The following is a 21,886-nucleotide window of genomic DNA, read 5'->3' as shown; positions in this document are numbered from 1 at the left end:
GCTTCGGGTATAACAGCGCGACTGGAGATGCGCAGGATGAAAGCACTGAAGTGGGTCGCCGGCATGATGCTGGCCGGGGCGGTCGCGACGGGCGTCGCCCATGCGGGGCAGATCGTCGTCGGCCAGGTCGCGCCCATGACCGGGCTCGAGGCCACGCAGGGCCGTGCCTATGCCGTCGGCATGGAGCTCGCCTTCCAGGCTGCCAATGCGGCAGGCGGCGTCAACGGCAATACCTTCGCGCTGGTGCGCAAGGACGACGGCGGCCGGCCCGAGGACACCGTGGCGGCAACGAAGCAGTTGCTCGCCGAGCAGAAGCCGCTGGTGCTCGCCGGCTATTTCGGCACCCGCAACATCAATGACCTCGTGGCCTCGCGCATCCTGGAACAGGACAGGATCGCGCTGGTCGGCTACCGCGTCGCCGAGATCCGGCCTGAGTCCCCGCTCCTCTACAGCGTGCGCGCCACGCTGCGCGACGAGATCAACAAGCTGACCGAGCACCTGGCGACCATAGGCATCACCCAGCTGGGCCTGTTCTACGAGGAAAACAAGGGCGCCCCGGCGCTCCTCGCAGCGGCCGACGAGGCCGCCGCCAAGGCCAAGGCCACCATCGTCGCGAAGGCCGGCTACGCCGTGGGCAGCAACAAGGCCGACGACGCGGTGGCGGCGCTGGTCAAGGCCAAGCCGCAGGCGATCATCATGGTGTCCACCGGCGCCGCCGCGGCGGCCTTCATCGAAGGCTATCGCGCGGACGGGGGCAAGGCGCAGCTGTTCGCCCACTCCGGCGCCGACGTGGAGCAGCTCCTGAAGCGGCTTTCGGAGGAGCAGATGCACGGCGTCGCGATCGCCCAGGTGACACCCAGCCCGTACAAGATCTCCAACCGGCTCACCAAGGAGTTCATCGACCTCGTGGCCAAGACCGCCAAGCTCGAGGTGCCGGTGAGCTATTCGATGATGGAGGGCTTCATCGCCGGCAAGGTCATCGTCGAAGCGGTGCGGCGCCAGAAAGGCAAGCCTTCGCGCGAAGGCATCACGGCGGCGCTCGACGCGATGGACAGCTACAACCTGGGCGGCTACGTCGTCGGCTTCAAGCCCGGCATGCACTCCGGCTCGCGCTTCGTCGAGCTGTCGATCGTCACCGGTGCCGGCAAGATCCGGCAATAGGCTCGCGGCCGCTCACGCCTGCCAGACGCCGTAACCCGCGCGGCGCAGCGCGATCGCCAGCTCCACTTCGAGCGTACGGGCCGCCTCGTACGGCAGCGGGTTGTGCCGCTCGTACAGCTGCGGCAGCAGCCGCAACCCGTGGTCGCGCACGAAGGTATTGGCCTTGATGCCGGCCTTGTGCCGGTCGAAGCGCAGGTCGGGATCGAGTCCCGTCATCCCGACGTAGACGAACGGCTTGCCGAGCTGCCAGTCGGGATTCGCCTGGCGAAAGCGGGCCGAGTTCCACACCTGGTCGGCCAGTTCGACGACGTAGACATGGTAGTGATCGCGCTTTCGCGGCGGCGCCATGGACCCGATGCTAAGGCCTGTTCCCCTGCCGCCCCGGCTCCCGACCCCGGGTCGCGTCGATGCGGCGTCCGGCCTCGCCGCGCGCTTCCCGCTCGAAGCGGTTGTCCAGGTACGGACGGCGTCCGCGCAGCCATTGCAGCAGGCTGGAGGCAAGGTAGGCCGGCCCGAACAGGAGGCCCCAGCGCTCGTACTGCCATACATGGACCTGCTCGTGCCGGCGTACGGCATCGAGCGTCGGGCCGTCGAGGCCCAGGATCACGTGGCCCAGCGTGATCGCGCTGAAAGCGTACCGCCGCGGCAGCCGGGCCGCCAGCGCCGCCAGCCGCCCGCCACCGCATTCGAGCGCGCCGGCGCGCACGCGCCACCAGCCGCCGCAAGCCACCGCGATCCAGGCCAGCACCAGGCCGATCGCCGAATAGGCCGCCGGCCAGAGGTAGCGCCGCCAGCCAGGGCGCCCGGCCGCCCTCATTGCAGCGGCTTGCCCCAACGCACGGCGTTGACGTAGGCGGCGATGTCGGCCAGGTCGGTGTCGCTCACGCCGGCGAACTGCTGCATGAGGAAGTAGCTGTTGATCTTCGCCCGGATGATGCCCGGTTCGCCCTGCGAGTCCCGTGGACCGGCGGCGTTGAGGATCGCGGCGATCCCGTTGCCCGGCGGGTCGCCGTGGCAGTCGCGGCAGGCATTACCGGCGCTTCCCAGCGGCGCCGCATAGAGCGCCTGGCCCCGCAAGCCGGACACCGCCGGGGCGCAGCTGGCGGGGAAAACCCGGCACGCGAAGTCCGCCAGCGCGCCAACGCGCACCGGCGCGGCGCTGTTTCCGGACACCGGACCCCAGACGTACACGTCCTGGCCGGCGACGCCGACGTAGTTCCCGTTGTCGTACACCCGGTACACGTAGACGTCGAAGGCGCGGTTGTCCTGGTGGCCGGGGAAGTAGACGCCGTATTCGCCTTCGGCCCAGTCCATCAGGGTCGTGGCGTCGGGGACCTGCGGCGCGCGCAGCGCCGCGCGCTGCTGTGGCCCGGACAAGGGCTCGTCCGACCCGCCGCCGCAGGACGCCAGCAGCAGTACCAGCGCAGCCGCCGCCACCGCCATGCCGCAGCGAAGGACCTTCATGGTTGGTTCGATGGCGCGCATGTTTCCTCCTGGTCCAAGGCGGCGTGCCGGACACGCGTTGGCGGATCGTGCGCGCCGGCGGCTTCCCCTGGGCGCAGCAGGGCCATCCCGCCGCGCCGCGCGTCGGCGCGCACCGACACCCGACGGGGCCAGGGTCCGACGGGACGGGGCGATGGCCGCGTCTAAGGTGAACTCATGCACGACGCCGCCCCCCGCCATTTCTCCATGCTGCGAGGCTTTCACCTCGCGGACTTCTTCACCCTGGGCAACGCTGCCTGCGGGGTCGGCGCGGTGTTCCTCGCGATGGCGTTCATGGCCAGCGGTGAGCTCGCGCACTTCCTGGCTGCCGCGGCGCTGGCGCCGGCGGCCTTCGCCTTCGACGTTCTGGACGGACGGATCGCGCGGGCCCGCCACCAGCATTCGGCCCTGGGACGCGAACTCGACTCGCTTTCCGACGTGATCTCGTTCGGCGTGGCGCCGGCGGCGCTCGGCTTCGCGGCCGGCATGCAGGGCGGCTGGGACGCGGCGGCGCTGATCTACTTCGTCTGCTGCGGTGTCAGCCGGCTGGCGCGCTACAACGTCACCGCCGAATCGCTGTCCGCCGGTGCCGACAAGGTCGCCTATTTCGAGGGGACGCCGATCCCGACCAGCGTCGTGCTCACCGGGGTGCTCGCCCTGGCGGCCTGGCAGGACCGCCTGGGCGATGCGCTGTGGGGCGGCACGCTGCAGCTCGGGCCCTGGGAGTTCCACCCGCTGGCGCTGCTGTTCGTGCTGTCGGGCAGTCTCATGATCAGCAAGACCCTGCGCATTCCCAAGCTGTGATCCGGGCCGCTCAGGGCCGGCGCCGGTTCTTCTGCCAGATCGCGACGACGATCAGGCCGTAGGCGACCACCCGCACGCTGTAGAAGAGCGGATTGTTTTCGCTGGCATCGACCAGCAGCCCGAGGGCGATGCGGTTGAGCCCCTCGAGGGCGAACGACAGGGCGAAATAGAGGAAGAAGCGGTCGCCCGAACTGCGCCAGAAGCGCAGGAAGAACAGACCGGCCAGCAACGAGGAGACGGCGATCGCGCCCGACAGCATCTGGTTCATCGCTTCACTCCTCTTCCCAGACCAGGCCGAACAGCAGCAGCAGCACGGCGATGAGGGCCGTGACCAGGCGCCACGTGGACAGGTCGACCTGCGTGGGGAACACCAGCTTGTCGAGCACCAGCAGCACGTTGTTGATGCTCAGGCCGGCGAAGCACAGGGCGCTCCAGAACAGCAGCCGCAGCCGCGTGGCGCGCCAGCCGCGCAACAGCAGCACGAAGGCAACCAGGCACGTGAACGCGCACAGCGAATAGATGACCGCTGCCATCAGGAGTCCTTTCTCCAGCGGAACGCGTCCGCAAACTGCTGGGCCCGGCGGTCGACGCGGGAGTGGATCAGGTCGGTCACCTTGACCAGGTTGGTGCCGTAGGCCTTCGCGACCGCCTCCAGCATCTCCGAGAGCTCGGGGGTGGCAGGCCCGTACGTGAAGGCGCCAGGCGATTCCGGGTACGGTTGGGCGATGCCGGCACTGGCCAGCGATTGCAGCAACTGTCCGGCCACGGGTTCGGCGAGATACAGCCGCCGCGCCACGGCGGCGGCGTTCCAGGGGGCCCGCGGCTCGCCCCGCAGCAGCAGGATGGCCTCGAGATAGGGCACCGACGGCACGCTGGTCAGGATGAAGCGCCTGACATCGTCCGGCAGGTCCTTGTATGTCATCGTGGCGCGGATTCTAGGGAACTCGAACTGTCGAGCACGATAACCCGCACAATGGCTCGATGGTGAATGCGCGGACCGCGCCGTCGTGGCGGTTGTTTCTGGCGGTATGGCCGGGCGGGGCCGTTCGCGAGGCGCTGGCCGGGTGGCAGCGCGCCTGGACCTGGCCGCCCGGCGCGGCGCTGGTGCCGTCCGATCGGCTGCACCTGACGCTCCATTTCCTCGGTACTGTCCCGGTGGAACAGCTTGCGGCCCTCACGGCGGGATTACGGGTCCCGTTCGAGCCGTTCGAGCTCGCCTTCGGCCATGCCGAACTGTGGCCGGGGGGGACTGCCGTGGTGCGTCCAGATGCCACGCCACCCGCGCTCCTCGACTTGCACGGCCGGCTCGCCGCCGCGCTCGCCTGGCTGGACAGGCCGGTGGAATCCCGGCGCTACAAGGCGCACGTGACACTGGCCCGCCGGGCCATCGGCGCGGCGCCGCCGAAGGCGCACCCCAAGTTCATCTGGCGGGCCGACGCCGGCTTCGCCCTGGTGCGCTCGCTGCCGGAGCGCGCCGGTTACGAGGTGCTCGCGCGTTTCAGCTGAACGCGGCGGTACCCAGGTGCGACCGCACCCACCGGACGATGTCGGCCGCACCCATCGCGCCAGGCTGGCGCGCGACCTCGCGGCCGCCGACGAACAGCGCGAGGGTGGGAATGCTGCGGATCTGGTGCTGCGCGCCGAGTGACTGCGCCTCGTCGGTGTTGACCTTGGCCAGGCGCACCCGCGGCTCGAGCTGCGCCGCCGCCTGCTCGAATGCCGGCGCCATCTGCCGGCAAGGGCCGCACCATGGTGCCCAGAAGTCCACCAGCACGGGGATGTCGTTGCGCGCGACGTGCCGCTCGAAGGCCGCCTCGTCCAGCGCCGCGGAGTGGCCGGTGAACAGTGCGCGGTGGCACTGGCCGCAGTCCGGCCCCTTGGGCAGATCGCCGGGCCGGACCCGGTTGGTCGTGTGGCAGTGCGGGCACACCACGTGCAACGGATCGCTCATCATCGCTCCGTCACGCCGTGCGCCGGGCCGACTCGATGGCTGCGCGCGCCGCCAGCTCGGCCGCCAGGGCCGGTTCGAGCGCCGACCGGCACAGGCCCGCATGGGCGTAGTGCAGGTTCTCGTAGAGCTCCGCCGCCGCCGGGAAGGTCTCCAGCACCGAGTCGAGCCCGGCATCGCGCGGCGTGGCCTCGAGTTCGGCGGCCAGCCGCCCGACGAGCGAGCGGAACTGCTCTGGATCGACCGGCTGTGCGCTGCGCTCCAGCCGGTCCAGCACCCGGGCGAGGACGACCAGGTTCCTGTTGACTGACACGGGAGAAGTATTCATGCGGTGCAACTGGGGTTGCCGGCCGCGAATGCAAGGGGCGCGCCGCCCTGCGCGAAAGGCAGGGCTTATGCCGACAGGCGGAACAGCATCCGGGTGCCGGCCAGTTCGAGCACGTCGCTGTCGACGAGCTGGACGGCGTCGACGCCGATCGGCGCGCCGTTGAGCGTCGGCTGCGAACTGCCTTCGAGGTAGGCCACGTAATAGCCGTCGCGCCGGTGCGACACCGCGACTACGGCCACCCCCGGCCTGCCGTAGGTGGTCACGGCCTTGACGACCGGCATCTCCAGGCCCGCCGACGAGCCGCTCACGACCTGGAAACTCGCGTGCGCCGAGCGCTGCGGCTCGGCGAGCCAGGACATGGTGGCGCCGAAGCCGCTGTTCTGCGCGGCGGCCGCCTGGTACTGGATGCGGAACTTGCCGATCGCGATGACGTCGCCGTCGTGCAGCAACTGCCGGGTGATCATCTTGCCGTCGATGTAGGTGCCGTTCGTGCTGTGCAGGTCCTCGACGAAAACGTCGGCGACACCCTTGAGGTCGAACGCGCAGTGATGGCCGCTGACCACCATGTTCTCGAAGACGATGTCGTTGTCCGGCAAGCGGCCGAGCGTCGTGCGGTCCTTGCGCAGCGGCACGTGCCTGATCTCGACGCCTTCCACGGACACTATCAGCTGCGGCATGGGGCCTCCCCGGCGGTTCTTGCGGCTGGCGTACAGCCACTTCATCCTAGTCGGGCTCATCCGCCGCGGCAAGTACGATCCCCACTCCCGGTCCGACGCCGCACTGCGATACATGCCCGCCTCCCCCACCGCCCTGCGCATCGCCGTCGCCGGCATGCTGTCGCTGGCGGTCGCCATGGGCATCGGCCGGTTCGCCTTCACGCCGCTGCTGCCGATGATGCTCGCCGAGCGCACGGTGGACCTGGCCGGGGCCAGCTGGCTGGCCAGCGCGAACTACCTCGGCTATCTGCTGGGCGCCCTGCTCTGCACGCTCGGGCCGTGGCTGCGGGCGCGCGCGCCCTGGTGGCCGGCGTGGCACAGCGGGGCCGTCGTCCGCGTGGGACTGGCCGCCACCTGCCTGCTAACGGCCGGCATGGCACTGCCGCTGCCGGCGCTCTGGCCCACGCTGCGCTTCACCGCCGGCGTGGCGAGCGCGGTGGTCTTCGTATTCACCTCCGGCTGGTGCCTGATGCAGCTCGCGCGCCGCAACGAACCGGCGCTCGGCGGGCTGATCTACGCCGGCCCCGGAGCCGGCATCGTGGCCAGCGGACTGGCCGCCGGCCTGCTGGTGCAATGGGAACGGTCGGCCGCCCTCGGCTGGGTGGCCTTCGCCCTGCTCGGTGCCGCGCTCAGTGCAGTGGTGTGGCCGGCGTTCATGGCCGACGGCGACGGGCCGGGCGCGACACCGGCCCGGCCCGCCGGGACGGGCGCTGCCTCGGCCGGTGCGGGCGCGGCCGAGGTGTGGCTGCTGGCGCTTGCCTACGGTCTCGCCGGATTCGGCTACATCATCACGGCCACCTTCCTGCCCGTGATCGCACGCGAGGCCATCCCCGGCTCGGCGTGGCTGGACCTGTTCTGGCCCATCTTCGGTGCCGGCGCGGTCGTCGGCGCCGTGCTGGTCACGCGCCTGCGCGCGGCGCGCGACATGCGCGCGCTGCTGGCCGGCTGCTACGCGGTCCAGGCGCTGGGAATCGCCGTCGGCGTCTGGCTGCCGTCGGCAGCGGGATTCGGCGTCGGCAGCCTGCTGCTGGGGCTGCCGTTCACCACCATCACCTTCTTCGCGATGCAGGAAGTGCGGCGGCTTCGGCCCGCCACCGCCCACAGCGCGATGGGGCTGCTGACGGTGCTGTACGGCACCGGGCAGATCGCCGGACCGCTGCTGGCGGCGGCGGTGCTCGCCCGCAGTGCCACGCCGGCCCAGGGGTTCGAGCGCAGCCTCGCGATCGCCGCCGCCGCCCTGGTGGCGGGCGCACTGTTGTACCTGGCGCTGCTGCGGCGCTACCCGCTGGTCAGCCGGCCGGCCGCGCCTGGCGCAGCGCGGGGTAGGGGTTGACCGGGTCGCCCTCCCACCAGCGCCGCTCCGGCCCCAGCCGGAACACGGCGAAATGCAGGTGCGGCGTGTTGCCGGCATTGCCGCTGGTGCCGACGTAGCCGACCAGGTCGCCGCGCCGCAGGGTCATGCCTTCCTTCAGGCCCTCCGCATACCGGTCGAGGTGGGCGTAGTAATAGGCCAGCCGGCCCTGGGGGTCGAACTGGTACACCGTGAGGCCCCCCGGCTTGCTCGTGAACAGCTTCGCCACCGTTCCGTCGTCGACCGCGAATACCTTGGTGCCGGTCGGCGCGAGGATGTCGATCGCCTCGTGGCGCCGTCCGCCGCGCGCGTCGTCGAACATGTCCGTGAGTGCCGATGGCGGGACGCCCGCGACCGGCACGATCAGCGGCCGGGACGCCAGCAAGGCAGCGGCGTCCGCGGCCACTGCGCCGGTGGCTGGCGCCGGGCCGCTGGGCTGTTCGTCCCGCGGACTCGACCCCGGCGGCTCGGCGGGGGCAGCCGGCACGGGCTCGAGGGTGGCGACGGGCGGCACGGCCGGGGCGGCGGCCGGTGGCGCGCTGGCGGAGGCACTCGCCGGCGCAGCCGGCGCCGTGGCAAGGGCCGGCGCCGCCGGCGCGCCCATGGTACGGGCAGCCTGTTCGGCCCCTCCTTGTCCGCTCAGCACCACGGTGCGTGTCGGCTCGCGGCCGCATCCGCTTGCCAGCAGCACGAGCGCCGCCGCGGCTGCCGCCGGCCACCGGCGCCTCAAGCCTGCACCTCCACCGCCACCCCCGGCTTGACCAGGTCCGCGAGCCGCAGCACGTCCCAGTTGGTCAGGCGCACGCAGCCGTTGGTCTCCACGCGAGACATCTGTCCCGGTTCGCTGGTTCCGTGGATGCCCCAGTGCGGTTTGCTCAGCCCCAGCCAGACGAGGCCCACCGGGTTGTTCGGCCCCGGCTGCAACTTCGTCTTGACGTCCGTCGGCTTGGCCGTGCGCAGCAAGGCCGGGTCGTAAGTGAACTGCGGATTCTTCGCCTTGCTGGTGATCGCGAGGCGGCCGAGCGGCAGCGGATCCTGGGCGCCGCCGATGCTGACCGGAAAGCTCGCCAGCACCCGGTCGCCCTCGCCGATGACGTGCAGCAGCCGCTCGGACTTGTCGATGCGCAGCATCGTGACGGCGGCTGCGGGCGGCATCGTCTTGAGGGTGTCGGGCACGACCATCAGCGCGCCGGCCTGCAGCGGGCGGCCGCGGTTGAGCTCGGCCAGCAGCTTCGGGCTGGCGTGAAAGCGCTCGCCCATCGCTTCCTCGAGCGACTGGTAGCCCAGCGCCGGCAGGCGCGCCTGCTCCATGGGATCGTCGGGCAGCTTCGCGTACGGACCGGCCACGTCCTGCTCGGTCAGTGCGTAGGTCGCGAACGCCGGGGCCTGGCCCTCCTGCAGCGCGCTCCACGTCACGGCATCGACACGGCCGCTGACCGGCAGGCCGCGCGCCTGCTGGAAGGCGGCCACGGCCTTGGCCATGTTGCTGCCGAAGCGCCCGTCGATCTCCCCTGGCGAAAACCACGCGCGATCCAGCAGCACCTGGGCCCGCACCACCGCGGCGCCGCGCGCCCCGCGGCCGAGCAAGGGCGTGGAACGGTCGGCGTTGAGCTGCTCCATCTGTGCCGTGGCATCGGCCGGCGGCGGGGCGGACTGGGGCGCCGCGGACAACGCCTGGGCCGGCGGCGGCGGCGGAACGCCGGCGGATTGGCCCTGCGCCAGCAGGGGCAGCGCCGGCAGGCTCAGCAGCGCAGCAAGTGAGAGGGCGGAGCGGAAGAAGCGGTCATTCGTCGTGGGCATGGCGATGGAGCGAGTTGATGCTCCACCGTAGTGCCGTCGCGCCACGTCCCCTGTCGGTAGAGGCCGCGCCTGCCGGTCGGCAGGTTCCGATCGGCCCGGCCTTCAGATGTAGCCGACCGGCTGCGGCACGTGCCGCAAGTGCAGCGACAGCGCCAGCGCCGCCAGGTGGTTGCCGTCGCGCCCGAGGATGGCGGCGGCCAGGGGCAGGAACTGCTCTTCCTCGAATCTTGCGTGCTGCAGGTAGCCATGCACCAGTTGCCCGACGAGGACGGCATCCAGTTCGGCCGGACGGCCCTGCGCCGCCACGTGCACCGCCGGCCGCAGGCGCTGCCACAGGGCCTCGACGGCACGATGTTCGGCCGTCAGGCGCTGCACCATGGTCTCGACCAGCGTGCGCTCCTCCCCCGGCGCCGCGCTGCGCAGCACGGCCGCAAAGAGGTCCTTCTCCTCCTCGGCGTGATGCTGCAGCACCGCATCCCGGAACAGCGCCTCGGTCGCCGCGGCGACCTCGCGCGCCCGCTGCGCCGCGTGCACCAGCTCGGGCAAGCCTCCCAGGGCCTCGAGTTGCCGCGTGATGCCGACGTGGCATTGCGAGAAACCGGCGAGCGGCGGCTGCGGGTCGACCGGGTGCTGGCTGGGAGCGGCAGAGTGCATGGCGGCTGGCTGGTTGGTGGCGAAGCACGCGCGCAGGCGTGGCCGGATCAATGTAGGGGCGCGCACCTGCCCCGCGCTTGACGCACGTCAACCGCCCCGGCTCATCCGCGACCCACGATGAAGTTGCACAATCGACTCGTTCCTCACAAGCAAAGGGCACACCATGTTCAAGCACATCCTGCTCGGCACCGACGGCTCGGCCGCCTCCGAGCATGCCGCCGAACTCGCCGTCGACCTCGCGCGCAGCCACGGCGCCAGGCTCACCGCGCTCTACGTCGTCGATCCGTATCCCTATCTGGGCGTCGGGGAAACCAACCCGATGGGCTTCCAGGCGTACATGGCTGCGGCCCAGCAGCATGCTGCCCAGGCGCATGCCAGGGTTTCCGAGCTGTGCAACAAGGTACAGCCGGCCGTGCCGCTGGAAGTGCGGCTGGTGGAGGACGTCACCGCGATGCGCGGCATCGTCGACATGGCCCGCCAGGAGCAGGCCGACCTGGTGGTCGTCGGCTCGCACGGCCGCACCGGCATCAGCCGGCTGATGCTGGGCAGCGTCGCGGCGCAGGTGGTGGCGCACTCGCCCGTGCCGGTGCTGGTGGTGCGCTGACGGCAGGTCCGGCGGCGATGGACGACGCGAACCGCCTGCCCGGCGAACAGCCGCGCAACCTCTGGCTGCGTGCCCTGCAGATGCTGCTGATGTGCGTGGCGTTCCAGATCGCCGTGTGGGTGCTGGTCGTCGTCGCCGTGCTGCAGCTGGTGCTGGCGGTGGCCACCGACGGCACCAACGAGCGCCTGCGCTCGCTGGGCGCCAGCATCGGGCGTTATCTCGGGCAGATCGCGGACTTCGTGACTTTCGGCAGCGAAGCCGTGCCCTTCCCTTTCAGCGACTGGCCGGCGGCGCCGCCGCGCTAGGCCCGGCCGCGGGCAGGCCGCGCAGCAGCGGGCGCAGCATCCACAGGCCCAGCACGGGGCCGGCCGCCAGGGCCGGCAGCAGGTACGCGAGCGGCCAGGCCTGCGCGGCGCGAACGAACAGTTCGATGCTGACGACCGAAATGGCGAAGCCGATGCAGTTGGTGAACGTCAGCACGCTGCCCACGACCGCCGGTGGCGCGTTCTGCGCCGTCAAGGTGGAAAACTGGGGCGAGTCGCCCGCCACGGTCGTGCCCCATACCAGCAGCCAGACCAGGAACAGCGGCCATGGAGCCGCCATCAGCAAGGGCGCGGCCAGGCAGCAGGCGGCGCTCGTGCCCAGCTGGAAGTTGGCGACGCTGGCGCTGCCGAAGCGGCGCACCAGCAGCCCGCCCGCGACGCAGCCGGCGGCGCCCGCGGCGATGGTCCAGAAGGCGACGGCGCTGGCCGCCGGCCCGGTCGTGCGGCCGGCCACGATCAGCGGCACCAGGACGTAGAAGGCGTACAGCTCCCACATGTGCCCGAAGTAGCCGAAGATCGACGCGCGCAGGCGCCGGTCGGACCAGATGAGGGCCAGCGCACGCGGCGTGATGGGAGCGCCACGCGTGGCCTGGGGGCTGTCCGGCACCAGCCAGGCCGTCGCCAGGCCGCCGGTGGCGGCCAGCAGCGACACGCCGACGATCACCAGGTGCCACGGCGCGAGCCCGTCCGCCGCCGCGCCGGCCGGCGCCGCTCCGGCGAGGGCGCGCAAGCCGTGCGGCAAGGCCGTGCCCAGCACCAGCGCCCCGATCAGGATGCCCATCACGGCGCCGAGCCGCTGGCGGTACCAGCTGGCCGCGATCTTCATGCCCACGGGGTAGACGCCGGCCAGCGCGAAGCCCACCGCGAAGCGCAGCAGCACCAGCAGTCCGAAGGCGCCGCCCACCGCCAGCATGAGCGCGTTGAGCGCCGCGCCGGCCAGCGCGCACGCGAGGAAGACCCGCTGCGGCCGGAACCGGTCCGCCACCATCAGCAAGGCAAAGACGAGCGTGCCGGCAACGAAGCCCAGTTGCACGGCGGACGTCAGGGTCCCGACGGCGCCGGCCGGCAATTGCCAGGCCCGCTCGAGGTCGGGCATCACGGCATTGACGGCGAACCACAGCGAGGTGCCGGCGAACTGGGACAGCACGATCACCGGCAGGACCCGGCGCGGAACGGCTATGCTCATCGACCCAGCATACCGGAGGGGGCGGGCCTTGCCGCGGCGCCGGGACCCCAACCTGCACCACCATGATTCCGCTCTCCGTCCTCGACCTCGCACCGATCACCGAAGACGGCGACGCCGCGCAGTCGTTCCGCAACTCGCTCGACCTCGCGCAGCACGCCGAGCGCTGGGACTACCGCCGCTTCTGGCTGGCCGAGCACCACGGCATGCCGGGCATCGCCAGCGCGGCCACGTCGGTGCTGATCGGCCATGTGGCCGGTGGCACCCGCACCATCCGTGTCGGTGCCGGCGGCATCATGCTGCCCAACCACTCGCCACTGGTCATCGCCGAACAGTTCGGCACGCTGGAGTCGCTGTATCCGGGACGCATCGACCTCGGGCTGGGTCGCGCGCCGGGGTCCGACCAGGCGACGGCGCGTGCGCTGCGCCGCAATCTCATGAGCGATCCCGACGAATTCCCGCGCGACGTCGTGGAACTGATGGACCTGCTGTCCGACGAGCCGCGCCAGCGCATCCGCGCCGTGCCGGGCACCGGGACGAAGGTGCCGGTCTGGATCCTGGGCTCCAGCCTGTTCGGCGCGCAGCTGGCGGCGATGCTGGGCCTGCCTTATGCGTTCGCGTCGCATTTCGCCCCGCAGCAGATGATGGAAGCGATCGCGGTCTACCGGCAGACCTTCAAGCCGTCGCCGCACCTGGAACGGCCGCACGTGATGCTCGGCTTCAACGTCTTCGCCGCCGACAGCGACGAGGAAGCACGGGTGCTCGCGACCTCGGCGCAGCAGGCGATCGTGAACCTGCGCAGCGGCCGGCCCGCCCGGTTGCCGCCGCCGCGGCCGGGCTATCGCGAGCAGGCTGGTCCGGCGGAGCGGGCCATCCTGGACAGCGTCCAGGCCTGCTCCGCCATCGGCGCCCCGGACACGGTGCGAGCGGCGCTGCAGGCCTTCGTCGACCGCACCGGCGCCGACGAACTGATGATCGCCTGCCAGATGTTCGACCATCGCGCGCGGCTGCGCTCCTACGAGATCGCCGCGCAAGTCCGCGCATCGCTCGTCACGGGCGCCTGACGCCGGGATATGCAGCCCTCGCAGGAGGCGCCGGCGGTCCGCGACGCTGCACCGTCGGTGCGCGGCCTGTGGATCATGCTGCTGGCCCTCACCACCGGCTTTTCCCTGAGCCAGGCGTATCGCACGGTCTCGGCGATGATGGCGACCCAGCTGCAGCAGGAGTTCGGACTGTCCGCGCAGCAGCTCGGCGTGTTCGCGGCGATGTTCCATTTCAGCTTCGGCGCGCTGCAGCTGCTGATGGGGATCGGGATCGACCTGCACGGCGTGCGCCGCACCGTGCTGGCCGCCTTTCCGCTGACGATCGCGGGGTCGCTGCTGTCGGCGTTCGCGCCCACCTATGCGCTCGCCGTGTTCGGGCAGGCGCTGATCGGGATCGGCTGCGCCCCGGCTTTCCTGGTGTGCACCGTCTTCATCGCCCGCCGCTTTCCGGCGGCGCAGTTCGCGTCGGTTTCGGGCCTGGTCCTCGGCATGGGCGGCGTCGGCCTGCTGGTCACCGGAACGCCGCTCGCCTGGGTCGTCGAGACCGGCTCGTGGCGCACCGGCTTTCTGGTGCTCGCCGCGGGCTCCGTGCTCGCATGGCTGGTGATCTTCGCCCTGGTGCGCGAACCGGCGCCCCCGCGCGCCCACGCCGGCCCGGCCGTCGTCCCGGCGCTGCGCGAGGCGGCTGCGCTGCTGGCGATGCCGCACACGGCCGGCATCGTCGCGCTGGCCGCCGTCACCTATGCCTCGTTCATCGCCTTGCGCGGGCTGTGGCTGGGGCCGCTGCTGATCGAGCGCTACGGTTTCACGCTGCTGCAAGGCGGGAACGTGGCGCTCGCGGTGTCGGTCACCTCCCTGCTGGGGCCGCCGGTGTTCGGCCGCTTCGACGCGCCGCCGCGGGCGCGGCGCCGGCGCATCGTGGCGTTCAGCCTGGTGCTTGCCGGGCTCTTTGCCTGGCTCGCGGTGGCCGGCGCCTGGGCCGCCGTGGCGATCGCGGTGGCGACCGGGTTCCTCACGGGATTCATCGTGTGGCAGTACGCCGACGTGCGCACGGCCTATCCCGAGGCGCTGACCGGCCGCGCCATGGCGGTGTTCACAATGGCGATGTTCCTGGGCGTGGCGCTGGTGCAGTGGCTCACCGGCGTCGTCGCGAGCGTCGCGCGCGCCGCCCAGGCCGACGCGTACACCGCGGTGCTGCTCGCGATTTCGGTGCTGCTGGTCCTCGGCGCGCTGGGTTTCCGCCTGCTGCCGCAGCCCGCCACCGTGCGGCACTGAGCGGCGCTCCGCCATTCCACGCTGCCCGGCAGGAAATTCACGCCGCGCGTATGCTGCGCGTTTTTTCCAGGGAGCCCACGATGCCGCCTCGCCTCACCGCCCAGGATTTCGACCAGGAACTGCTGATCCTCTTCGACGCCTACGTGCATGGCGACCTCGACCGCCGCGGCTTCCTCTCGCAGGCGCGGAAGTTCGCCAAGGCCGGCGTCACGGCGGCCGGCCTGCTCGCCGCGCTGAGCCCCAATTTCGCTGCCGGCCAGCAGGTGGCGCGGGACGACTCCCGGATCAAGACCGAATGGTTGAGCTATCCGTCACCCAACGGAAACACGACGACCAAGGGCTACCTCGCGCGGCCGGCCAGCGCCGCAACGACGAAGCTGCCGGCCGTGCTCGTCATCCACGAGAACCGCGGGCTGAACCCGCACATCGAGGACATCGCGCGGCGGCTGGCGCTCGACGGCTTCATGGCCTTCGCGCCCGACGCGCTGGCGCCGCTGGGCGGCTATCCCGGCGACGAGGACAAGGCGCGCGCGGCGTTCGCCACACTCGACCAGCCGAAGGCCTACGCCGACTTCCTCGCCGCGGCGGGCTGGCTCGACGCGCGCCAGGATTCGGCCGGCAGGCTCGGGGCGGTGGGCTTCTGCTACGGCGGGGGCATCGTGCACCGGCTGGCGACGGACCTGCCGCAGCTCGATGCGGCGGTGCCCTTCTACGGCAACTCGCCGGCGCCGGAACAGGCCGCCAAGGTGAAGGCGCCGCTGCTGGTGCACCTGGCGGCGGTCGACGAGCGCATCAATGCCGCCTGGCCGGCGTACGAGGCCGCGCTCAAGGGCGCCGGCGTGAAGTACCAGATGCACCAGTACCCCGGCACGCAGCACGGCTTCAACAACGACACCACGCCGCGCTACGACGCGGCGGCGGCCAGGGTCGCGTGGGACCGCACGCTCGCCTTCTTCAAGGCGAACCTGGCGGCCGGCTGATTACCGTTCCCGTCAGCGACGGGGATGCAGCGGATGGGAAGGATCGGTGAAACCCGGCGTCGAGGGATGTCCGGGCCGAACGAACGAATCCACCAGTTCCTCGTCCTCGGGCGTGACGCTGCAGTCCAGGGCCGGCAGGTAGTCCTGCCATTGCCGTAGCGTGCGCGGCCCGGCGATCACCGAACTCACGGCGCGGTGGGCCAGCACCCACGCGGTCGCGAACTGCGCCAGCGTGACGCCCTTGCCCTGCGCGTGCGCCTGGAGCTTCTGCGCGATCACCAGCGACTCTTCGCGGAACTCCGTCTCGGCGATGCGCTTGTCGCCGCGGCCGGCGCGCGAATCCTGTGCCGGCGGCTGGCCCGGCGGGTACTTGCCGGTCAGCACGCCGCGCGCGACCGGGCTGTACGGCGTCACGCCGATGCCGTAGTGCTCGCAGGCCGGCAGCACTTCCACCTCCGGCATGCGATTGAGCAGGTTGTAGTACGGCTGGCAGACCACGGGCGCCGGCAGCCCGATCTGGCCGGCGATGCGCATCATCTCCGCGATGCGCCAGCCGCGGTAGTTGGACACGCCCCAGTAGCGGATCTTGCCGGCCTGCAGCATCGCCTGCAGCGCGCGCAGCGGCTCCTCGAGGTCCATGCCGTTGACGTCGCGGTGCAGGTAGAGGATGTCGACGTGGTCGGTCTGCAGGCGCTGCAGGCTCGCGTCGAGCGCCCGCAGCATCCACGTGCGCGAGAAGTGGCGGTCGTTGATCCGCGTGGACATCGGATTGCCGAGCTTGGTGGCCAGCACCCATTCCTCGCGCTGCCCCTTGAGCAGCTCGCCGACCATCGTCTCGGCGGCGCCGAGCGAATACACGTCGGCCGTGTCGATGTAGTTCACGCCATGCTCGCGGGCGTCGGCCACGATCGCCTGCGCCTCGGCGCGGTCGGTCTGGTCGGCGAACATCATCGTGCCCAGGCACAGGGCGGATACTTTCAGGTTGCTCTTGCCGAGCCGGCGGTATTGCATGGATGTCTCCTTTACGACCGGGAGCTTACCGCCGGCGGCGGTCCCGCTCACGACCGGCCGCCAGCGGCCCTCGAGCGGCGGGTCCGCGACGCCGGCGCGCCCACCTCGACCTCGCGGGCCTCCCGCATCATGTTGCTCTCGCTGGTGATCACCCCGATCACCTTGGCGAGTTCGCGGCTGACGCTGACGTACGCGTGGCCAATGCGGCTGTCGAAGTACAGCGAGTCGCCGCGGCGCAGCTGCATCACCTCGCCGTGCTCGAAGTGCACGTCGATGCTGCCGGAGAGCACGTAGACGAACTCTTCGCCCGGATGGCGCGCGAAATCCTCGGGACCCTCGACGCGGCGCGCATGCACGGTGCCCAGGATCGGGCTCATCTGCTTGCCCAGCGCCGACGTTCCAAGGAATTCGTATGAGAACGCGACGCCGCGGTACACGACGCCCTTGCCCGCGCGCGTGAGCACCGGCCCGGCGAAGGGCGTGGCGGGCACGCCCGCTTCGGCGAACATCGATCCCATGTCCATGCGCAGCGCGCGCCCCAGCGCCGAGAACTTCTCGTAGCTGAGGGCCAGCTGGCCGCGCTCGGCGCGCGAGATCGTCGTGATGGAGATGCCGGAGAGTTCGGCCAGGTGCGCGAGCGTCCAGCCATAGTGCTTGCGCGCGGCCCGCAGCCGCTTGCCGAACGTGACGCGGTCCAGCATGGTGCCGCCGGTGGGCGGGTGCGCGATGGTCTTCGTCGATGCGGCCAAGCCTTCTCCTTCGCTGCGCGCGCCGTCCCGGGCCGGCGCCGGAGCTGCGACAATTGTCTGAAACGCAAAATTTCCAGCGGCGAGACTAACCGTTTCGTCTGCGCAGCGTCAAGGAAATTTGCGGATGCGCAAATTTGTCGCTACACTGCGCCGCATTCGCGCAAGCGCTGAAGGCCCGCCGGCATCGATGCCGGGGCACCAGGACCCTCCATGACGGCATTCACCACGGCCCGCCGGGCCGACTTCCTCATTGTCGGCGGCGGCATCGCCGGCGCATCCGCCGGGTTCTGGCTGGCGCCGCACGGCCGCGTCGTTGTCCTGGAACGCGAATCCCAGCCCGGCTACCACTCGACGGGCCGCTCCGCCGCGCTCTTCATGGAAAGCTACGGCACCCCGCAGGTGCGTGCCCTCACGATGGCCAGCCGGGCCTTCCTCGAGCAGCCTCCCGCCGGATTCAGCGACTATCCCCTGCTCTCGCCACGCGGCGCGCTGATGGTGGCGGCGCCCGGCCAGGAGGCGCTGCTGGAAGAGCACTGGGCCGTGCTGAGCGCGGTGGCTGGCAACGCCCGCCGGCTCACCGCCGCTGAAGTGCGCGCCCTGATTCCCGCCTTTCGCCCCGACAAGGTCGCCGGCGGCCTGCTCGAGCCCGACGCCTCCGACATGGACGTGCATTCGATCCACCAAGGCTACCTGCGCGGTTTGCGCCGTGCCGGCGGGAGCGTCGCAACCGACGCACCGGTGAGCGCCGTGCGGCGCGAGGGCGGAATGTGGCAGGTCGAGGCCGGCGGCCAGGTCTACGAAGCCCCGGTCGTGGTCAATGCGGCCGGCGCGTGGGCCGACGAAGTGGCGAAGCTGGCCGGCCTGCCCCCGATCGGCCTGCAACCGCGCCGCCGCTCCGCGATGATCTTCGCGCCGCCGGAAGACTGCGACATCACGCACTGGCCGATGGCGATCGGCGTCACCGAAGACTGGTACTTCAAGCCCGACGCGGGCATGCTGCTGGGCTCGCCCGCGAACGCCGACCCCGTCGACCCGCAGGATGTTCAGCCCGAAGAGCTGGACATCGCGCTAGCGATCCACCGGATCGAGGAGATGACGACGCTCGCCATCCGGCGTCCCACCCGGACCTGGGCCGGGCTGCGCTCGTTCGTGGCCGACGGCGACCTGGTCGGCGGCTTCGATCCGCGGGCGCCCGGTTTCTTCTGGATCGCGGCGCAAGGCGGCTACGGCATCCAGACTTCTCCGGCGATGGGCGAAGCCTGCGCCGCGCTCGCGCGCGGCCTGCCCTTGCCGCAGCGCATTGCGGCCTTCGGCCTCACCGAGGCCATGCTGTCGCCCGCCCGCCTGATCTGAGTCCCCACTTCACCACGAGCCTGCCATGCGCGTCTTCAGCGGATCCCTCGCCACCGAAACCAACACCTTCGGCCCGATGCCGACCGGCCTCGCGTCGTTCCGCGACCGCGGCTACTTCAAGGCCGGCCAGCACCCGGACCAGATGACGTTCTTCTCCGGGCCGCTGTGGGCGGCCCGCCTGCGCGGCAAGGAGCAGGGCTGGGACCTCGTCGAGGGCATGGTGGCCGGTGCGCAGCCGAGCGGCACCACCACCCGCGCCGCCTACGAGCAATTGCGCGATGAACTGCTGGCCGATCTGCGCCAGGCGCTGCCGGTGGACATGGTGGTGCTGGGCCTGCACGGCGCGATGGTCGCCGACGGCTATGACGACTGCGAAGGCGACCTGCTGGCGCGGGTGCGCGAGATCGTCGGCCCGAAGGTGGTCGTCGGCGGCGAACTCGACCCGCACAGCCACCTGACGCCGGAGATGCTGCGGCACGCCGACGTGCTGATCGCCTTCAAGGAATACCCGCACACCGACGTGCTCGAGCGCGCGCTGGAACTGGTGGACCTGTGCGCCGCCAAGGTGCAAGGCAAGGTGCAGCCGGTCGCCGCCGTCGCCGACTGCCAGATGATCGTGACGATGCACACCTCGCGTCAGCCGGCGCGCGGCTTCGTGGACCGGATCCAGTCGCCGGAAGGCAAGGACGGCGTGCTGTCCATTTCCGTCGCGCACGGGTTCGCCTGGGGCGACGTGCCGGAGATGGGCACCAAGGTGCTGGTCTACACCGACGGCGACCGCGGGCAGGCGCAGGCCCTGGCGAAGCAGCTCGCCACCGAGCTGATCGCGATGCGCGAAGGCCTCAACGTACGCTTCCCGTCCATCGACGAGACACTGGACGAAGCGCTGGCGTTCCCCGGCGGTCCCGTCGTGATCAGCGACGGCGCCGACAATCCGGGCGGCGGCGCCGCGAGCGACGCCACCTTCATCACGCGGCGCATCGTCGAGCGGGGCATCACCAGCGTGGCCGTAGGCCCGATGTGGGACCCGATCGCGGTCCGCATCGCGTTCGAGGCCGGCGAAGGCGCGAAACTGCCGCTGCGCATCGGCGGCAAGATCAGCCCGCTGTCGGGCGATCCGCTCGATCTCGAATGCACCGTCAGGGCGCTGCGCCGCGACATGGTGATGACGGGCCTGGCGGGCACCGCCATGCCGCTCGGCGACTGCGCGCTGGTCGAGGCCAACGGCGTCGAGATCGTGCTCATCACCTTGCGCAACCAGGCGATGGGCACCGACCTCTTCACCCAGCTGGGCGTCGACCTCGCCGCCAAGAAGATGATCGTGGTGAAGTCGTCGCAGCACTTCTACGCCTCCTTCTCGAAGGTCGCGAAGCACGTGATCTATGCCGGGGCGCCCGGGGCCGTGACGCTCGACCTGACCACGCTGCCTTACCGCAAGGTGCGGCGCCCGAAGTGGCCGCTCGACCCGGTCGTGCCCACACCCGTCATCGCCTGAACCGAATCCACAGTTCCCAAGGAGACACCATGATCCACCGTCGCTCCCTCACTGCGCTCGCCGCCGCCGCGGCACTCGCTTACGGCGCCCTGCTCGGCGGCTCGCCGGCGCTGGCGCAGGCCAAGACCTTGCGCATCGTCGCCCACGCGGACCTCAAGATCCTCGACCCGTCGTTCACCACGGCGTACATCTCCCGCAATTTCGGCTACATGGTCTACGACACGCTGTTCGCCCAGGATGCGAAGGGCCAGCCCAGGCCGCAGATGGTGGAGAAGCACACGACCTCGAAGGACGGCCTCACCTGGACCTTCACGCTGCGTCCGAACCTGAAGTTCTCCGACGGCAAGCCCGTGACGTCCGCCGACGCCGTCGCGTCGCTGCAGCGCTGGGGCGCCCGCGACAGCATCGGCCGCGCCATGGGGAATGCCGGCGCGGAGTGGGCCGCCGTCGATGCCCGCACCTTCACGCTGAAGCTCAAGGAGCCGTTCGGCATGGTGCTCGAAGGCCTGGCGAAGCCGTCCGGCTTTCCCCCGGTGATCATGCCCGAGCGCCTGGCCAAGATGCCCACGACCTCGCCGCTGACCGAAGTGCTCGGCTCGGGGCCGTTCATCTTCAAGCGTGACGAGTGGGTGCCGGGCAACAAGGCGGTGTTCGTGAAGAACCCCAATTACGTCGCCCGCTCGGAGCCGCCGAGCGGCCTGGCCGGCAGCAAGAAGCCGAACTTCGACCGCGTCGAATGGCTGTACCTGCCGGACTCCAACAGCGCCACCGCGGCGCTGAAGAAGGGCGAGGTCGACTACATCGAGCAGCTGCCGCCGGACTACATCAATCCGCTGCGCCAGGACCCGAACTTGAAAGTGAAGGCCGCCGGCGCGTACCAGGGTTTCATCGTGATGAACCACCTGCACGCGCCGTTCAACAACCCGAAGGCGCGCCAGGCGCTGGCGCATGCCGTCAGCCAGGAGAAGTTCATGGCGGCCATGGGCTACCCGCTGGACATGCGGGTCACCTATTGCGCCAGCTACTTCATCTGCGGCGGCCCGAACGAGACCGCGGCCGGGGCCGAGCCCTTCCGCAAGCCCGACTTGGCCAGGGCGAAGCAATTGCTGGCCGAGAGCGGCTACAAGGGCGAGAAGGTCGTGGTGCTGGTGCCCAGCGACGTGACCTACCTGAACGCCGAGGGGCTGATGGTGGTGCAGGCGATGCGCAGCATCGGCATGAACGTCGACGCGCAGAACATGGACTGGGCCTCGATCGGCGCCCGCCGCGCCAAGAAGGAGGCACCGTCGGCCGGCGGCTGGAACGTCTACGTGACGGTGGCCGGGCAGTTCGACGTGGACTCGCCGATCACCAACGCCTACCTGGGCGCCCCCTGCGGCACCAGCCTGCCCGGCTGGCCTTGCGACAAGCAGCTCGACGAACTGCGCACGGCGTGGCTCAAGGAGACCAACCCCGCCAGGCGCCGGCAACTGCTCGACGCGTTCCAGCAGCGCGCCTACGAGGCCGTGCCTTACGTCAATGCGGGCCAGTACTCGCCGGCCCTCGCCGCGCGGGCCGACCTGAAGGGCCTGGACAGGATGTGGAACGGCATGCCCACCGTGTGGATGCTCGACCGCTGAGCCGGCC

27 protein-coding genes are annotated in these 21,886 nt (G+C 71.0%); 12 read left to right on the top strand and 15 right to left on the bottom strand.

Features of this window, described 5'->3' with window-relative positions; genetic code table 11:
- Positions 1-27 precede the first annotated feature (27 nt).
- Complete coding sequence (locus tag RAMLITH_RS00355; protein WP_168105368.1) at positions 28-1,161, top strand: ABC transporter substrate-binding protein; 1,134 nt, start codon at positions 28-30, stop codon at positions 1,159-1,161.
- 12 nt (positions 1,162-1,173) lie between these two features.
- Here RAMLITH_RS00355 and RAMLITH_RS00350 read toward each other — a convergent pair whose 3' ends face one another.
- From RAMLITH_RS00350 to RAMLITH_RS00340, 3 genes are read right to left on the bottom strand one after another with little or no spacing between them, the layout of a single operon-like run.
- Entirely contained in the window at positions 1,174-1,509 is a 336-nt protein-coding gene (locus RAMLITH_RS00350; protein ID WP_168105367.1) for a hypothetical protein, read from the bottom strand.
- 10 nt (positions 1,510-1,519) lie between these two features.
- Positions 1,520-1,978, bottom strand: a complete 459-nt coding sequence (locus RAMLITH_RS00345) for a signal peptide prediction (RefSeq protein ID WP_168105366.1) — start codon at positions 1,976-1,978, stop codon at positions 1,520-1,522.
- The gene (locus RAMLITH_RS00340; protein ID WP_168105365.1) at positions 1,975-2,646 is read right to left on the bottom strand and encodes a hypothetical protein; all 672 of its coding nucleotides are present in this window, start codon (positions 2,644-2,646) and stop codon (positions 1,975-1,977) included. Before RAMLITH_RS00340 ends, RAMLITH_RS00345 begins: the two co-directional genes overlap by 4 nt.
- A gap of 174 nt (positions 2,647-2,820) precedes the next feature.
- On the opposite strand from RAMLITH_RS00340, the gene RAMLITH_RS00335 reads away from it, so the two are divergent.
- Entirely contained in the window at positions 2,821-3,447 is a 627-nt protein-coding gene (locus tag RAMLITH_RS00335; protein WP_168105364.1) for a CDP-alcohol phosphatidyltransferase family protein, read from the top strand.
- A gap of 10 nt (positions 3,448-3,457) precedes the next feature.
- Here the strand turns inward: RAMLITH_RS00335 and RAMLITH_RS00330 are convergent, their stop codons facing one another.
- The 3 genes from RAMLITH_RS00330 to RAMLITH_RS00320 are packed head-to-tail and all read right to left on the bottom strand — an operon-like array spanning position 3,458 to position 4,369.
- On the bottom strand, positions 3,458-3,715 hold the full coding sequence (locus RAMLITH_RS00330) for a DUF5985 family protein (protein WP_168105363.1): 258 nt from the start codon (positions 3,713-3,715) through the stop codon (positions 3,458-3,460).
- A 4-nt stretch (positions 3,716-3,719) separates the two neighbouring features.
- Entirely contained in the window at positions 3,720-3,980 is a 261-nt protein-coding gene (locus RAMLITH_RS00325) for a DUF5985 family protein (RefSeq protein WP_168105362.1), read from the bottom strand.
- Positions 3,980-4,369, bottom strand: a complete 390-nt coding sequence (locus tag RAMLITH_RS00320) for a hypothetical protein (protein WP_168105361.1) — start codon at positions 4,367-4,369, stop codon at positions 3,980-3,982. The genes RAMLITH_RS00325 and RAMLITH_RS00320 overlap by 1 nt, the downstream gene beginning before the upstream one ends.
- A 59-nt stretch (positions 4,370-4,428) precedes the next feature.
- Here RAMLITH_RS00320 and thpR point away from each other — a divergent pair, with 59 nt between their 5' ends.
- Positions 4,429-4,953 carry an RNA 2',3'-cyclic phosphodiesterase gene (gene thpR, locus RAMLITH_RS00315; RefSeq protein WP_168105360.1) on the top strand — a complete coding sequence of 175 codons (525 nt, stop codon included), beginning with the start codon at positions 4,429-4,431 and terminating at the stop codon, positions 4,951-4,953.
- Here the strand turns inward: thpR and trxC are convergent.
- The 3 genes from trxC to RAMLITH_RS00300 all read right to left on the bottom strand — a co-directional run bounded on the left by trxC (position 4,946) and on the right by RAMLITH_RS00300 (position 6,400).
- Positions 4,946-5,398 (bottom strand): thioredoxin TrxC, encoded by a 453-nt coding sequence (trxC, locus tag RAMLITH_RS00310; RefSeq protein WP_168105359.1) that lies wholly within the window; start codon positions 5,396-5,398, stop codon positions 4,946-4,948. The two genes, thpR and trxC, sit on opposite strands and share 8 nt — an antisense overlap.
- Positions 5,399-5,408: 10 nt before the next feature.
- On the bottom strand, positions 5,409-5,708 hold the full coding sequence (locus RAMLITH_RS00305) for a hypothetical protein (RefSeq protein WP_337786079.1): 300 nt from the start codon (positions 5,706-5,708) through the stop codon (positions 5,409-5,411).
- 80 nt (positions 5,709-5,788) lie between these two features.
- Positions 5,789-6,400: an FHA domain-containing protein gene (locus RAMLITH_RS00300; protein ID WP_168105357.1), complete on the bottom strand. Its 612-nt coding sequence runs from the start codon at positions 6,398-6,400 to the stop codon at positions 5,789-5,791.
- 112 nt (positions 6,401-6,512) lie between these two features.
- On the opposite strand from RAMLITH_RS00300, the gene RAMLITH_RS00295 reads away from it, so the two are divergent.
- Positions 6,513-7,772: a YbfB/YjiJ family MFS transporter gene (locus tag RAMLITH_RS00295; protein WP_168105356.1), complete on the top strand. Its 1,260-nt coding sequence runs from the start codon at positions 6,513-6,515 to the stop codon at positions 7,770-7,772.
- On the opposite strand, the gene RAMLITH_RS25585 is transcribed toward RAMLITH_RS00295, so the two are convergent.
- The 3 genes from RAMLITH_RS25585 to RAMLITH_RS00280 all read right to left on the bottom strand — a co-directional run bounded on the left by RAMLITH_RS25585 (position 7,729) and on the right by RAMLITH_RS00280 (position 10,244).
- A complete protein-coding gene (locus tag RAMLITH_RS25585; protein ID WP_238343966.1) occupies positions 7,729-8,520 on the bottom strand; it encodes a M23 family metallopeptidase in 792 nt (263 codons plus the stop codon). The genes RAMLITH_RS00295 and RAMLITH_RS25585 overlap by 44 nt on opposite strands.
- Positions 8,517-9,590: a L,D-transpeptidase family protein gene (locus RAMLITH_RS00285; RefSeq protein ID WP_168105355.1), complete on the bottom strand. Its 1,074-nt coding sequence runs from the start codon at positions 9,588-9,590 to the stop codon at positions 8,517-8,519. The genes RAMLITH_RS25585 and RAMLITH_RS00285 overlap by 4 nt, the downstream gene beginning before the upstream one ends.
- 102 nt (positions 9,591-9,692) lie before the next feature.
- Positions 9,693-10,244 (bottom strand): hemerythrin domain-containing protein, encoded by a 552-nt coding sequence (locus tag RAMLITH_RS00280; RefSeq protein ID WP_168105354.1) that lies wholly within the window; start codon positions 10,242-10,244, stop codon positions 9,693-9,695.
- A 163-nt stretch (positions 10,245-10,407) separates the two neighbouring features.
- On the opposite strand from RAMLITH_RS00280, the gene RAMLITH_RS00275 reads away from it, so the two are divergent.
- Positions 10,408-10,848: a universal stress protein gene (locus tag RAMLITH_RS00275; RefSeq protein WP_168105353.1), complete on the top strand. Its 441-nt coding sequence runs from the start codon at positions 10,408-10,410 to the stop codon at positions 10,846-10,848.
- 17 nt (positions 10,849-10,865) lie between these two features.
- Positions 10,866-11,153 (top strand): DUF4389 domain-containing protein, encoded by a 288-nt coding sequence (locus tag RAMLITH_RS00270; protein WP_168105352.1) that lies wholly within the window; start codon positions 10,866-10,868, stop codon positions 11,151-11,153.
- Here RAMLITH_RS00270 and RAMLITH_RS00265 read toward each other — a convergent pair.
- On the bottom strand, positions 11,122-12,357 hold the full coding sequence (locus RAMLITH_RS00265; RefSeq protein WP_168105351.1) for an MFS transporter: 1,236 nt from the start codon (positions 12,355-12,357) through the stop codon (positions 11,122-11,124). The genes RAMLITH_RS00270 and RAMLITH_RS00265 overlap by 32 nt on opposite strands.
- Positions 12,358-12,419: 62 nt before the next feature.
- On the opposite strand from RAMLITH_RS00265, the gene RAMLITH_RS00260 reads away from it, so the two are divergent.
- The 3 genes from RAMLITH_RS00260 (at position 12,420) to RAMLITH_RS00250 (ending at position 15,652) form a co-directional block, all read left to right on the top strand.
- Positions 12,420-13,418: an LLM class flavin-dependent oxidoreductase gene (locus RAMLITH_RS00260; RefSeq protein ID WP_168105350.1), complete on the top strand. Its 999-nt coding sequence runs from the start codon at positions 12,420-12,422 to the stop codon at positions 13,416-13,418.
- 9 nt (positions 13,419-13,427) lie between these two features.
- A complete protein-coding gene (locus RAMLITH_RS00255) occupies positions 13,428-14,672 on the top strand; it encodes an MFS transporter (protein ID WP_238343965.1) in 1,245 nt (414 codons plus the stop codon).
- Positions 14,673-14,752: 80 nt separating this feature from the next.
- Positions 14,753-15,652 (top strand): dienelactone hydrolase family protein, encoded by a 900-nt coding sequence (locus RAMLITH_RS00250; RefSeq protein WP_168105349.1) that lies wholly within the window; start codon positions 14,753-14,755, stop codon positions 15,650-15,652.
- 12 nt (positions 15,653-15,664) lie between these two features.
- Here RAMLITH_RS00250 and RAMLITH_RS00245 read toward each other — a convergent pair whose 3' ends face one another.
- Positions 15,665-16,663: an aldo/keto reductase gene (locus tag RAMLITH_RS00245; RefSeq protein ID WP_168105348.1), complete on the bottom strand. Its 999-nt coding sequence runs from the start codon at positions 16,661-16,663 to the stop codon at positions 15,665-15,667.
- A gap of 47 nt (positions 16,664-16,710) precedes the next feature.
- Entirely contained in the window at positions 16,711-17,364 is a 654-nt protein-coding gene (locus RAMLITH_RS00240) for a helix-turn-helix domain-containing protein (RefSeq protein ID WP_168106372.1), read from the bottom strand.
- Positions 17,365-17,622: 258 nt separating this feature from the next.
- Here RAMLITH_RS00240 and RAMLITH_RS00235 point away from each other — a divergent pair, with 258 nt between their 5' ends.
- From RAMLITH_RS00235 to RAMLITH_RS00225, 3 genes are read left to right on the top strand one after another with little or no spacing between them, the layout of a single operon-like run.
- Complete coding sequence (locus RAMLITH_RS00235) at positions 17,623-18,765, top strand: NAD(P)/FAD-dependent oxidoreductase (RefSeq protein ID WP_168105347.1); 1,143 nt, start codon at positions 17,623-17,625, stop codon at positions 18,763-18,765.
- Positions 18,766-18,790: 25 nt separating this feature from the next.
- Positions 18,791-20,260, top strand: a complete 1,470-nt coding sequence (locus RAMLITH_RS00230) for a M81 family metallopeptidase (RefSeq protein WP_168105346.1) — start codon at positions 18,791-18,793, stop codon at positions 20,258-20,260.
- A 29-nt stretch (positions 20,261-20,289) separates the two neighbouring features.
- Positions 20,290-21,879 (top strand): ABC transporter substrate-binding protein, encoded by a 1,590-nt coding sequence (locus RAMLITH_RS00225; protein WP_181017724.1) that lies wholly within the window; start codon positions 20,290-20,292, stop codon positions 21,877-21,879.
- The last annotated feature ends 7 nt before the right edge of the window (positions 21,880-21,886 follow it).

Origin of the sequence: Ramlibacter lithotrophicus (assembly GCF_012184415.1) — a bacterium.
Taxonomy (GTDB): Bacteria; Pseudomonadota; Gammaproteobacteria; order Burkholderiales; family Burkholderiaceae_C; genus Ramlibacter; species Ramlibacter lithotrophicus.
This window is presented reverse-complemented; position numbering and strand designations above follow the sequence as displayed.